Source organism: Kitasatospora sp. NPDC089509, from assembly GCF_044749365.1.
GTDB lineage: Bacteria > Actinomycetota > Actinomycetes > Streptomycetales > Streptomycetaceae > Kitasatospora.
In genome coordinates this window covers 83,519-96,253 of sequence record NZ_JBIVHS010000027.1, presented here as the reverse complement: position 1 = coordinate 96,253, position 12,735 = coordinate 83,519, and the positions used below count along the sequence as shown (strand labels likewise).

The window sequence follows — 12,735 nt, the reverse complement described above, 5'->3', positions numbered from 1 at the left end:
CTGGGGGCCGGACAGGCCCTAGCTCGGGAGCCGGTCGGCGGGGGTGGCCTTGCTCGCCCGCACCAGCGGGCCCCACGCGTCGATCAGCAGGGCGAAGTCCTCGATGTCCGCCTGCGCCTCGTCGAGCAGGCGCGCCCGTCGGGACGCCAGGTGGTCGGCGAACGCGGCGTACCTGCCGCCCAGTCGCCGGTAGCAGCGGTCGAGTTCGGCGAGCCGCCGGTGGTTCTCCGCGCGGTCCGTCGCGGCGCTGCGGCGGGCGGAGTCGGCGATCGCCCCGGGGCGGACGTGGTGCTGCTCGTCGAGCAGGGCCTCGCCGGCCCGCTCCAGGTCGGCGTAGACGGGGTGGAGGTAGAGCATGGAGAGCAGGAACTTGGCGTAGCGCTCCTGGTAGGCGGTGAAGCCGGCGTCGCTGCGCCGGTCCGGGGTGTAGTAGTTGACGATGTGCCGGTTGTGGGTGACGCCGGGCAGGGTGGCGTCGTGCACCAGGTGGTGCAGGAAGTAGTCGCTGCCGATGGTGTCGGTGGCGGGCGGCAGCGGGACGCGCTCGTACACCTCGTGGTCGAGGGCGATGTTGCACATGTCGATCCGCCAGATGTCCGGCCGGTCGAGCACGACGCGGTCGGCGGTGAAGGGTTCGGTGCCGCCGCCGGTGAAGGAGTCGGCGACCAGGTCCCGTCGTTCCTGTTCGGTGGCCCCGGTGGGCGCCCAGAGCGCGACCACGTCGTGGTAGACGGCGGGGTCGAGGGCCTGGATCTCGCCGATGTCGACGGAGAGTTCGCCGATGAAGGAGGCGCCGACCAGGGCGACCGGCTTGTCGGCGTGCGCCGGGTCGAGGGTGTGCTCGGTGACGGCGGCGGCCGCGTCGGCGGCCTTGAGTCCGATGGTGGCGAGCTCGTGGTCGATCGGGAACACCGGTGCGCCGTCGAGCCACTGGTAGCGGCTGTCGGAGTCGCGGCGGTGCACCGAGGTGCAGCCGAGCGCGGCGGCCAGCAGGAAGGCCCGGTTGGTGCAGGCGCCGTAGGAGACGGCGTCGGGCAGCATCAGGTCGAGCAGCCGGTCCGGCCCGGGGAGGCCGGAGCGCTCGATCGCCCCGCGCAGGAAGGCGCGTTGGGCCTCCTCGTCGAGGTGGTGGACGACCACGCCCTCGGCGGCCGGCAGCGCGGCGAGGGCGGCGGCGTGCCGGGCGCGGGTGGCCGGGTCGGCGGAGTCCAGCACCAGCAGGTGCACCCGGACGCCGAACTCCCGCGCGGCGTGGGCGGCTTCGGCGCCGATCGCCGGGATGGTGTCCGCGCACTCGCGGTTGGTGGGCAGGGTCAGGCAGACGGCGCGCATGACCGCTCCTCCGCGGGCTGCTCGAAGTCGCGGCCGGTCCAGGACTTCAGGCCGAGCAACTTCTCCCCCAGTTCGGTCAGTTCGGCCGGTCCGTAGCGCAGCGCCTCGGGCCGGTCGGCGTCCCCGACCAGGGTGCGGTTCCAGTCCGGCGTGCTGAGGGTGCGCCAGGACTCGACCCGGGAGCGGCGCAGCGGCTCGGCCTCCTCCAGGGCGGGCATCATGGACAGGTACTGGACCGAGCGCACGCCGCCCGCGGAGGTGTTGGGGGCGACCCCGTGGGCCAGCAGGCCGTTCCAGATCAGCAGGTCGCCGGCCTTCAACTCGGGCCGCACCACCGGGTACTCCGCGCGGTCGACGGCCGGGCGGATCGGGTCGCGGTCGGCGGGCTGGGCGGCCTGCCACTCGTTGTAGCGGCGGAACAGCTCCGGGTCGCACTGGAAGCCGCCGTGGTCGGGGGCGGTGTCGTTGAGCGCGATGATGCCCTGGACGCGCTGCGGGAGCATGCCCTGGGTGGTGTCGACGTCCCAGTGCAGTTCGATGTCGAAGCCCTTGTCGGTGGGCTCGATCAGGGCGCGGTCGCGGTTGCGCACGTTCGGCGGGTTGAGGTTGAGCCGGTCGAGGGTGACCCAGAGCTCCTCGCAGTCCCAGACGTCCACGAAGGCGTCGTAGACCCGCTGTGCCTGGCGGCTGTCCCAGATGAGCTGGTGGTGGTAGGCCTCGACGAAGCCGTAGATGTGCAGGTGCTGGTCGAGTTCGTCGCGGTGGTCGCGCTCGCGGTACCACTCCTCCGGGCGGTCGGGCGACAGGCCCTGGAACTCCCAGGCGAAGTCGAGCAGTCGCTGCGCGGCCGCGGCCGGGACGGCCTGCCGCACCACGACGTAGCCGAAGGTCTGCCAGTGGGCGAAGTCCGCTTCGGAGAGCACCCGCAGCGGGTGCTTCTTGCGCAGTTCGCGCAGCGCGGTGCGGGCGAGGTAACTCTCGGTGTCGGCGCTGAAGTAGGGGCGTGACGAGGCGGCCCGGTACAGATATTCCTCGGCGGGTTCGGCAGGGCTCGGCATGGGCGGTCACTCCGTGGTTCGTGGTCGATGCAGCGGTTCCTCGGGCGCCCGGTGCGGGCACGGCGAGCCGGTGGCCGGTCGTCGGCCGACAGCGGAAATGGGTGCGCGGACCGGACACCGGTCCGCATGCGCTCCTTCTCACCCGGGCCCCCGAGCAGCGTCCAGCGCCACGTCAGGGGGCCAACTCACCCGTCCGGCAAGGTCACTCACCCCGCATCAGGCCCTGCCGAACCGCGCTTCCCCATACGTTGGACTAGACCAACTAATGGTGTCAACCCTTTCCCGCGGGTTACCGATTGGGAATCCGCGCAGTTCACGGCGCCCTCTCAGGGTTCGCTTTATGTTTCGGAGACTGACATAAGGCCCCGGGAATGTTTCGACAATTGACATAACGACGGAGGGTGAACCGGACCGCCCGGCCGTACGTTGGGTCTGTGGCACCCACCCGACGCGTCCGACCGGCCCGCACCCGGCTGGCCCCACCCGGCTGGCTGACCGAGGGCCTGCGGCCCCGCGCCGCCCCCGTCCCCTGGGCCGCGGCGGCCCGCGCCGCGGTCGCCCTCGCCGCCCCGCTCGCCGTCGGCACCGCCACCGGCCGGCCCGGGTACGGCGCACTGGTGTCGATGGGCGCGCTGTCCGGGGTGATCGGCGACACCGCCGACGCCTACCGGATGCGGGTGTACAACATCGCCGTGCCCCAGCTGTTCGGCGCCCTCGGGCTGCTGCTCGGCACGCTGGTGCACGGCTCCGGCTGGACGGCGGTCGCGGTGCTGACCGTGGTCGCGCTGGTCTCCGGCATGATCTCCTCGATCGGCGCGGTCGCCTCCGTCTCCGGCCTGCTCCTGCTGCTCGACGCCGTGGTCGGGGCCGGCCTGCCGATGCCCTCCCCGTGGTGGCTGCCGCCCGGCCTGCTGCTGCTCGGCGGCCTGCTGGTGCTCGCCCTCACCCTGCTCGCCTGGCCGCTGCGCCGCGGCACGCCCGAACGCGCCGTGGTCGCCGACAGCTACCGGGCGGTCGCCGGACTGCTGGAGGCCACCGGCACGCCCGACTACGAGGACCGGCGCCGGGCGCTCACCCAGTCGCTCAACCAGTCCTACGACCTGCTGCTGGCCCGCCGGGCCCGCCGGCACGGCCGCTCCGCCACCCTGGTCCGGCTGCTCGCCCAGCTCAACGCGCTGATCCCGGTGGTCGAGGGCACCGCCGCGGTCCACCTGCGCCCACCGGAGTTCGGCCCGCTGCCCGCCGCCTACCCGGCCGCCGTGCGCGAGCTCGCCCGGGCCGTCGAACGCGGCCGCCCCGGCCCGGCCCCCGCCCCGGCGCCGCCCGAACTGCCCGAACTGCCCGAGCCGCGCGGCCCGTCCACCCGCGCGCTGGCCGAGGCGATCGAGCACGCCGACCTCGTCGTCCGGGAGGCCGTACCGGACCCGTACGGCGCCGCCGACCGGCTCGGCCGGCCCGCCGGCCTCCGGGTCCGGGCCCGCCGGGCGACCCGGGCGCTGCTGCTGTCCGGCGCCTCCTGGCGGTACGGGCTGCGCCTGGCGCTGTGCATCGGGCTGGCCCAGGTGCTGGTGTCGGTGATCGCCGTCCCGCGCTCGTACTGGGTGTCGCTGACCGTCACCTTCGTGCTGAAGCCGGACTTCGGCTCGGTGTTCTCCCGCGCGGTGCTGCGCGCGTTCGGGACGGCCGCCGGGCTGCTGATCGCGATCCCGGTGCTGGCCGAGGTGCCGCACGGCTGGTGGGACGTACCGGTGATGGCGGCGCTCGCCACGCTGATCCCGGTGCTGTCCGCCAAGGGGTACGCCTTCCAGACCGCCGCGATCACCCCGGTCATCCTGATGCTCTCCGACCTGCTCAACCACCAGGGCTTCCACCTGGTCGCACCCCGGCTGTACGACTCGCTGATCGGCTGCGGCATCGCGCTGCTGGCCGGCTACCTGCTCTGGCCGGAGTCCTGGCACACCCGGATCGGCGACCGGCTCGCCGACGCCGTCCAGGCCACCGCCTCGTACGTGACGCTGGCCTTCACCACCGCGCCGGGACGGGACGAGCCCGCCCGGGCCCGCTACCGGCGGCGGCTCTACCGGGACCTCTCCACCGTGCGCAGCGAGTTCCAGCGGGCGCTCACCGAGCCGCCGCCGGTGGGCGCCCGGGCGGAGGCCTGGTGGCCGCTGGTGATCGCGGTGGAGCGGATCGTGGACACCACCACCGCGACCCGGGTGCGGGTCGAGCACGGCGCACCGGTGCCGAGCCCGGCCGAGGTCGCCCTGGTCACCCGGGAGCTGACCGACCTGGCCGAGGCGCTGCGCACCGGCACGCCTTCGACCCCGGGCGGCGGCCCGGACACCCTGGCGCCGGACTGCGCGCTCGCCCGGCTGCACCACGAGGTGCGGGCGGCGCGGTCGGTGGCCTACCACTGACCGGCCGGGCACACGGGGCGTGGCGGGTGCCGACCGGGCGCGGCGGGTGTCGGCCGCGCTCAGTCCTGGATGCGCCGCCAGGGCCGGTCGGCCTCCAGCTCGAAGGCCAGCTCCAGCAGCAGCCGTTCCTGCCCGTGGGCGGCCGACAGGTGCACCCCGATCGGCAGCCCGCTCGGCGCCGCCCCGGCGGGCAGCGCGATGCCCGGGCCGCCGGTGACGTTGTTGACCGGGGTGAAGGCGACGTAGCGCAGCAGCCGGTCGATCAGCTCGTCGAAGGCGACGTTCGGGCTGAGGTGCCCGATCGGCGGGGCGGTGTGGGCGAGCACCGGGGAGAGGATCGCGTCGTGCTCGCGGAAGATGCCCGCGTACACCGCCTCGGCCCGGCGCAGCCGGCGCAGCACGCCCGGGGTGCGCGGGAACTCGGCCCGGAAGCTGCGGCGCAGCCCGGTGGTCAGGCCGTCCAGCTTCGCCGCCCGGAAGCTCGGGTCGAGCAGGACCTTGCCGGTGAGCGCGATCACCCAGGCGATGTAGCCCCAGTAGGAGAGGAAGTCGCGGGAGAACTCCTCGCCGAACGGCAGGGTGGTCGGCACCACCCGGTGGCCCATCGCCTCCAGCCGGGCGGCGGTCTCCTCGACGGCCCGGCGGGTCGCCTCGTCGGTCTTGGCGGTCGGCGAGTCCACCACCAGCCCGATCCGCAGCCGACGCCCGCCGGGGCCCTCGACCAGGCCGATCGGGGGCAGGGCCGGGTTGCGGTGGTGGCGCTCGGCGGCGGCGTAGAAGGCGGCGGTGTCGCGCACCGAGCGGGTCACCACCCCGTCGGTGACCAGGTCGATCGGCAGCTTGCCGCCCTGGGCGTTGGTGACCAGCCGGCCCCGGGTGGGCTTGAGGCCGACCAGGCCGCAGCAGGCCGCCGGGATCCGGATCGAGCCGCCGCCGTCGTTGGCGTGGGCGATCGGCACCACCCCGGCGGCGACCAGGGCCGCCGAGCCGCCCGAGGAGGCGCCGGGCGAGTGGGAGGTCTTCCAGGGGTTGCGCACCGGCTGGGCGGTGGCGAACTCGGTGGAGGCGTTGAGGCCGAACTCGGGCAGCCGGGACTTGCCGAGCACGGCCAGGCCGGTGGACAGGAACTGATCGGTGAACGGCGCGTTGCGGCGGGCCGGGCGGGCCCGGTAGGCCTCGCTGCCGTTGGCGGTGGGCAGGCCGCGCAGGTCGACGTTGTCCTTGAGGAAGGTCGGCACGCCCCAGAGCGGGCCGCCGATGCCTTCGCGGCTGATCCGGGGCCGGTCGTAGCCGGGGTGGGCGACGGGCAGCAGTGCGGCGTCGATCCGCCCGGCGCGGGCGACGGCGGCCGCGACCAGCTCCCGGGGGTTCACCTCGCCGGCCCGGACCAGGGCGGCCAGCGCCACCGCGTCGTGCGTGCCGAGGGCGTCGTCGGTGAACGCGTGGGCGCGCTCGTCGGCCATCCCCACTCCCAATCGGTAGTACCAACGGGCGGTACCGGCCAGTAGTACCAGCCGGTAATCGTACGGAGCTCGCAGTGTAGGCGCGCGGCACCGCCCCCGGATACCCCTGCACCCCGCGACCCCCGGCGGGCCGTCAAGCCCGCTACGGCGCACGGGCGTTCGGCCTGCGCCCCCGCGTTCACCCCACCCGCCGGGCGCGGACCGTTCGTGGACCGTTTCACCGCCGGGCACCGGGAAAGATCCCGAAAGCCCGACGAACCGGCTCTCCCGAGGTGACGCCCGTGCCCACCCAGTCCCGCCCGACCGTCCGCTACACCTCGGTCACGGCCCCGCGCGCGCTCCCCCTGCTCGGCCACGCCCCCGCCCTGATCCGCAACCCGCTCGCCTTCGTGGCCGGCCTCGCCGCCCACGGCGACCTGGTCCGGCTGCGGCTCGGCCCGGTCGACGCGTACGTCGCCTGCCACCCCGACCTGGTGCGCCGACTGCTCACCGAGGACCGCACCTACGACAAGGGCGGGATCGTGGTCGAGAAGGCCCGCGAGGCCTTCGGCAACGGCCTCGCCACCTGCCCCGCCGCCGCCCACCGCCGCCAGCGCCGGATGCTCCAGCCCGCGTTCCACCGCGACCGGCTGCCCGGCTACGCCGCCCTGATGGCCGAGGAGATCGCCGGCACCACCGCCGGCTGGCGCGACGGCGACACCGTCGACGTGCCCGCCGCGATGTACCGCCTCTCCACCGCCGTCACCGCCCGCTGCCTGTTCGCCGCCCACGAACGGGCCGGCTCGCTGCCCGTCCACGCCTGCATGGACGAGGTCGCCCACGGCGTCGCCCGGCGGATGATGCTGCCGCTGCCCGGCGCCGACCGGATCCCCACCCCCGGCAACCGCCGCTTCGCCCGCGCCCGGCAGGACCTCCGGGAGATCACCCGCCGGCTGACCGCCGACTACCGGGCCGCCGGCACCGACCACCACGACCTGCTCTCCGTGCTGCTCGGCGCCCGCGACGAGGACGGGCAGGGCCTGACCGACGAGGAGATCCACGACCAGGTGGTCACCTTCCTGCTGGCCGGGATGGAGACCACCGCCGCCACCCTCTCCTGGGCCTGGACGCTGCTCGCCGCCAACCCGGCCGTCCGCGACCGCCTGCACGCCGAGCTCGACACCGTCCTGGACGGCCGCCCCGCCCGCCACCAGGACCTCCCCGCCCTGCCGCTCACCGCCCGGATCGTCAGCGAGACCCTGCGGCTCTACCCGCCCGCCTGGATCCTCAGCCGCACCGTCGCGACCGCCACCGAACTCGGCGGCCACCCGCTCCCGGCCGGCGCCACCCTGCTGTACAGCCCCTACCTGCTGCACCACCGCGCCGACCTCTTCCCCTGCCCCGACCGCTTCGACCCCGACCGCTGGCTCACCACCGCCCGCCCCGCCCCCGGCAACTACACCCCCTTCGGCCTCGGCGCCCGCCGCTGCATCGGCGACGCCTTCGGCACCACCGAGGCCGCCCTGGCGCTGGCCACCATCGCCGCCCGCTGGACCGTCACCCCCACCCGCGACCGGCCGATCCGCCCGCACCGCAGCGCCTCGCTGTCCCCCCGCCCCTTCACCGCGAGGCTCGGCCGACGGATCCGCTGAACGGCGGGCCGGCCCGGGGCGCCGTCGAGTGGGCCCGCCCGAGGGACGCGCCGAGCCGGAGTTCATCGGCATTCGGTACTGTCCCCAGGGTGGCCGACCGCATCCGGGCCGGCCCGACCAGCCGCTCGACCGGGACACCATCAGAACATGAACGCTCGAAGCCCGTTGGGGCTCCTCACCGGGCTGCTGCACGCCGTCCGCACGTACCCGCGGCGCTCGCCGCTGACGCTCTGCTACGTCGGGCTGCTGCTGCTCGGACACGCCTGGGTCGAGTACGGACTGTCCGAAGCCCGGGCCGACGACCTGCGCGGCTACCTCAGCACCAACCTGGACAACCTGCACGACCACCCGGTCCGCGCCCTGGTCGGCAGCGCCCTGCTGTACGACGGCACGCTCACCGACATCGCCTCCACCGGCTTCGGCGGCACCCTGATCACCCTCGGCCTGGGCATCGTGGTCGCGCTGTCCTGGGCCGAACGGCGCTTCGGCACCCCGCGCGCCGCCGCGGTCTTCCTGGCCGGGCACGTCGGCGCCACCCTGGTCACCGCCCTGGTGATCCTCTTCGCCCTGCACCAGGGCTGGTACCCGGAGGACGTGCGGGCGGCCTCCGACTACGGCATCAGCTACGGCGCCCAGGCCGCCCTGGCCTTCGCCACCCTGGCGCTGCCCCGCTGGGCCCGGCTGCCCTGGGGCGCCTTCGTGTTCGCCTGGCCACTGGCCGGCGACCACGAGTGGCCCGGCCCGCTGCCGGAGTTCACCACCGTCGGCCACCTGCTGGCCGCCGCGCTCGGCTTCGCCCTGGCCGCCGCCACCGCCCGCGGCCGACGGCGCGCCACCGCCCTCGCCACGGCGCGCAGCGGGGGGTGACCGCTTCCGCCGGGCCCGGGCCGGCGCCGTGGGGCCGCCGGCCCGACGGCCCCGGACGGACCCGTCAGCGGGGCGGGCGGCGGTCGGCGGCGAGGTCGGTCAGCAGCCGCTCGATCGACGCCAGCCGCTCCCGCAGCTCCTCGACGTCCCCCTTGGTGGCACTCTGCTCGGCCGCCCGGAGGGTGACCAGCAGCTGCCCGTCCGGCTCCAGCCGGGCCCGCGCGACATCGCCGACGTTGTCGCCGTTCTGCACCCGGATCGCGTGCTCCAGCTCGGACGGGCGCAGCGCCAGGTCGCGCAGCGCACCGGGCACCAGCTTGCCGTCGCGCACCACCGTGGTGGGTGAGCCCTCCAGGATCCGGGCGGCCCGCGGGTCACGGGCCAGCCAGCGGGTGATGCCCGCGTTCACCGCGATCAGGGTGGCCGCGCCGATCGTCCCGCCGAGCAGGCTGTTGTCGTTGCCGATGATCGCGTTCTGCACCACGTTGGAGAGCAGGAACACCACCACCATGTCGAAGGTGTTCAGCCCCGCCAGCCCGCGCTTCCCGGCGAGCCGGAACAGCACCAGGATCAGCACGTAGACGGCGATCGTCCGGAGGATCTTCTCCACGATCGGAATCTGGACGACCATCAGGTCATTCCACACGGCCCCGCTCCTCCCACCACGACTGTCCGGAACGGGGCCGACGCTACTCTCCGGGCGCAGCTAGCCGCGCCGCTTCGGCTTGCCCTTCCTGGCCGCGGCCGGGCCGCCCCGGCCCTTGGGTGCGCCGGACCGCTGGGCGCCCGGCTTCTGGCCGCCGCTCCGCTGTCCGCCGGCCTTCGACCCGCCGGCCCGCTGCCCGCCCGCCTGCTGCTGGGGCTTGCGCTGGGCCGCGGCCTTCTTGGGCTCGCCCTTCGGCTGGGCCTGGGCCGGCTGGGCGGCGCCGCGTCCGCGCGAGCTGTTCACGGTGCGCCCCCGGACGATCCCGATGATCTCCTCCACCAGGTCCGTGGTCCGCTCCTGCGGCCAGGCCAGCGCCACCTGGGACTGCGGCGCCTCCGCCACCGGCCGGTAGGTGAGGTCCCGCCGGTGGTGCAGCCGGGCCAGCGACTGGGGCACCAGCAGCACGCCGACGTTGGCCGCCACCAGCTCGACCGCGTCCTCCGTGGTGTCCGGGCGGGCGATCGCCGGGCGGCCGGGCAGGGTCTCGGCGGTGAGGCCGAGGGTGTCGTCCAGCGGGTGGAAGACCACCTCCTCGGCGAGGTCGTCGAGGGCGACCTCCTCGGCGGCGGCGAGCCAGTGGTCCTTGGGGAAGACCACCACGGTGGTCTCGGTGTACAGCGGGATGGCGCTGAGCACGTCCTTGTCGACCGGGAGCCGGACCAGCCCGGCGTCGGCCCCGCCCTCCCGGAGGGTCCGCTCGCCCTCGGTCGAGGGCACCGCGACCAGGTCGAGCGGGACGTCCGGGAGCCGCTCGCCCCAGACCCGGGCCCATTTGCCGGGGGTCACGCCCGGGACGTACGCGAGCCGGAAGGAGGGGTTCACCTGCATGTCTGTCACAGGGCAAGGCTACCGACCGTGACCGGAGGCGCCCGCGCACTCCCTTACCCTTGTCACATGACATCGCTCAAGCAGAAGACCAGCCAGACCATGAAGCCGGCCACGGCGGCCAAGAAGCTGGGGATCTACCTCGCCGCGACGCCGACCAGCTTCCAGGAGGGCGTGGTCTCCCGCGAGGAGCTCACCGCGCTGCAGGCCGAGCCGCCGCAGTGGCTCCAGGAGCTGCGCCAGAACGGCCCGCACCCGCGCCCGGTGGTCGCCGCCAAGCTCGGCACCTCGATCGCGGGCCTGGCCCGCGGCGGCGTGACCGAGGCGCTCACCACCGCCGAGATCGAGGCCATCAAGGCCGAGAACCCGCTCTGGCTCCAGCACGAGCGCGCCAACCAGGTGGACGTCCGCAAGGAGACCGCCCGGATCAAGGCGAAGCACGAGAAGGAGGCCGCCGAGCAGGCCGCCAAGGAGTCCCAGGGCAAGTGAGCCCCCCGCCGCCGGAACGGAATCCTGAATTCCGTTCCGGCGGCGGCGTGTTCCCGGCGAGCGGACGGAACTCCTTTCCGCCCGCCATGTATTGACCGCGCCGCCGCCGACTCCGAATAATCGCCGGATGAGCGCCCAGCCGAGCGACCGACCGAGCACCCCCCACCAGGCCGAACTCGCCGCCCTCGCCGATGAGTTCTTCGCCGCGAAGAACGCCCACAATCCGTTCGACGCGACCCTCGGCGGCGTCGAGGGCTACGCCCACGAGGTGCCCGACCCGTCCCGCGCGGCCGCCCTGCGCCACCGTGCGGAGATCCGGGGCCTCGGCACCCGGCTGGCCGCCGTCCCGGCGGAGGCGCTGACCGGCGAGGAGCGGATCACCCACCGGGTGCTCCAGCAGCTGATCGCCAACACCGACGGCGAGATCACCCACGGACTGTCCGAGTTCAGCATCTCGGCCACCATCGTCGCCCCGCAGAACGCGGCCTTCAGCGCCCTCGCGATGACCACCGTCGACCACGAGGGCGTCGACGCCTACCTGGAACGGCTGGCCGGACTGCCCGGCTACTTCGACGGCGTCCTGCAGCGCGGCCTGGACGCCGCCGCCGAGGGCCGCCACCCGCTGCGCAGCGGGGTCGACGCCGCCGTCACCCAGCTGGACACCTACCTGGCCGGGAATCCGGCCGAGGACCTGGTCCTCAAGCCGCTGCGCGGCCGCCCCGAGTTCGAGCGGGCCCGGAGCATCGTGCGCGACGGCGTCCGCCCCGCGGTGGCCCGCTACCGGGCCGGACTGGCCCAGCGGCTGGCGGAGCGGGCCCGGCCGGACAGCGCCGCCGGGGTCTGCCACGTGCCGGGCGGCACCGAGGGCTACGCCGACGCGGTGGGCCGCTTCACCCGGCCCGGGCTGTCCCCGGAGGAGGTCCACCGGATCGGGCTGGAGGCCGTGGCCGCCCTGCGCGAGGAGTTCTCCGAGCTCGGCGGCAAGGTGCTCGGCATCGCCCACCCGGACACCGTGCTGAGCACCCTGCGCGAGGACCGCTCGCTGCGCTTCGGCAGCGCGGCCGAGATCATCACGCTCGTCGACGACGCCCTGGAGCGGGCCCGCCGGGCCTCGGCCGACTGGTTCCGCGGGTACCCGATCGCCGACTGCGTGACCCGGGAGATCGATCCGATCGAGGCGGAGACCGCGCCGCTGGCCTACTACCAGCCGCCGGGCCCGGGCGGCCTGCCCGGCACCCACTGGATCAACACCCTGCACCCGGAGACCCGCTTCACCTACGAGTACGAGGCGATCGCCTTCCACGAGAGCATCCCCGGCCACCACTTCCAGATCGCGGTCGCCCAGACCCTGCACCACCTGCCGCTGTTCCGGCAGCGGGCGACCGCCGCGCTGACCGCCCACGTCGAGGGCTGGGGCCTGTACACCGAGCGGCTGGCGGACGAGATGGGCCTGTACAGCTCGGACCTCGCCCGCTTCGGCATGCTCTCGATGGACGCGCTGCGGGCGGTGCGCCTGGTGGTGGACACCGGCATGCACCACTACGGCTGGTCGCGGGAGCGGGCGATGGCCTACATGCGGGACAACACCGCGACCCAGGAGGCCAACGTCCGCAACGAGATCGACCGCTACCTCGCCTGGCCGGGCCAGGCCACCGCCTACCTGATCGGCCGCCGCGAACTGGTCCGGCACCGGGAGCGGGCGCAGGCCGAGCTCGGCGGGCGCTTCGACGTCCGGGAGTTCCACCACCAGCTGATCGGGCACGGCAGCCTGCCGCTCGCGGTGCTGGACGAGGTGGTCACCGACTGGATCGCGGCGCAGTAGGTGGTGCGGGTGGGGGTGGCCCGGGGGGGGCCCCCCCCCCCCCCCCCGCCCCCCCCGGGGGGGGTCCCCGCCCGGGTTAAGCCCCCCGTACAACCCCCGGCCCCCGGGGGGGTGAAAGGGGTTGC

10 protein-coding genes are annotated in these 12,735 nt (G+C 74.7%); 5 read left to right on the top strand and 5 right to left on the bottom strand.

The window, feature by feature from the left end:
- Positions 1-18: 18 nt before the first annotated feature.
- Complete coding sequence (locus ACIP4P_RS37235; RefSeq protein WP_400926455.1) at positions 19-1,332, bottom strand: DUF6271 family protein; 1,314 nt, start codon at positions 1,330-1,332, stop codon at positions 19-21.
- On the bottom strand, positions 1,314-2,390 hold the full coding sequence (locus tag ACIP4P_RS37230) for a phytanoyl-CoA dioxygenase family protein (RefSeq protein WP_350518275.1): 1,077 nt from the start codon (positions 2,388-2,390) through the stop codon (positions 1,314-1,316). Before ACIP4P_RS37230 ends, ACIP4P_RS37235 begins: the two co-directional genes overlap by 19 nt.
- A gap of 434 nt (positions 2,391-2,824) precedes the next feature.
- Here ACIP4P_RS37230 and ACIP4P_RS37225 point away from each other — a divergent pair, with 434 nt between their 5' ends.
- On the top strand, positions 2,825-4,807 hold the full coding sequence (locus ACIP4P_RS37225) for an FUSC family protein (protein WP_400926451.1): 1,983 nt from the start codon (positions 2,825-2,827) through the stop codon (positions 4,805-4,807).
- Positions 4,808-4,866: 59 nt separating this feature from the next.
- On the opposite strand, the gene ACIP4P_RS37220 is transcribed toward ACIP4P_RS37225, so the two are convergent.
- A complete protein-coding gene (locus ACIP4P_RS37220) occupies positions 4,867-6,270 on the bottom strand; it encodes an amidase (RefSeq protein WP_400926448.1) in 1,404 nt (467 codons plus the stop codon).
- 281 nt (positions 6,271-6,551) lie between these two features.
- On the opposite strand from ACIP4P_RS37220, the gene ACIP4P_RS37215 reads away from it, so the two are divergent.
- Positions 6,552-7,901, top strand: a complete 1,350-nt coding sequence (locus ACIP4P_RS37215; RefSeq protein ID WP_400926445.1) for a cytochrome P450 — start codon at positions 6,552-6,554, stop codon at positions 7,899-7,901.
- A 147-nt stretch (positions 7,902-8,048) separates the two neighbouring features.
- The gene (locus tag ACIP4P_RS37210) at positions 8,049-8,768 is read left to right on the top strand and encodes a rhomboid-like protein (protein WP_350518279.1); all 720 of its coding nucleotides are present in this window, start codon (positions 8,049-8,051) and stop codon (positions 8,766-8,768) included.
- Positions 8,769-8,832: 64 nt separating this feature from the next.
- Here ACIP4P_RS37210 and ACIP4P_RS37205 read toward each other — a convergent pair whose 3' ends face one another.
- Together ACIP4P_RS37205 and ACIP4P_RS37200 are read right to left on the bottom strand one after the other, a co-directional pair.
- Positions 8,833-9,414, bottom strand: a complete 582-nt coding sequence (locus ACIP4P_RS37205) for a DUF421 domain-containing protein (protein ID WP_400926441.1) — start codon at positions 9,412-9,414, stop codon at positions 8,833-8,835.
- A 60-nt stretch (positions 9,415-9,474) separates the two neighbouring features.
- Entirely contained in the window at positions 9,475-10,311 is an 837-nt protein-coding gene (locus ACIP4P_RS37200; protein ID WP_400926438.1) for a LysR family substrate-binding domain-containing protein, read from the bottom strand.
- A gap of 57 nt (positions 10,312-10,368) precedes the next feature.
- On the opposite strand from ACIP4P_RS37200, the gene ACIP4P_RS37195 reads away from it, so the two are divergent.
- Together ACIP4P_RS37195 and ACIP4P_RS37190 are read left to right on the top strand one after the other, a co-directional pair.
- The gene (locus ACIP4P_RS37195) at positions 10,369-10,788 is read left to right on the top strand and encodes a DUF5997 family protein (protein WP_350518686.1); all 420 of its coding nucleotides are present in this window, start codon (positions 10,369-10,371) and stop codon (positions 10,786-10,788) included.
- 127 nt (positions 10,789-10,915) lie between these two features.
- A complete protein-coding gene (locus ACIP4P_RS37190) occupies positions 10,916-12,610 on the top strand; it encodes a DUF885 domain-containing protein (RefSeq protein WP_400926434.1) in 1,695 nt (564 codons plus the stop codon).
- Positions 12,611-12,735: the final 125 nt, after the last annotated feature.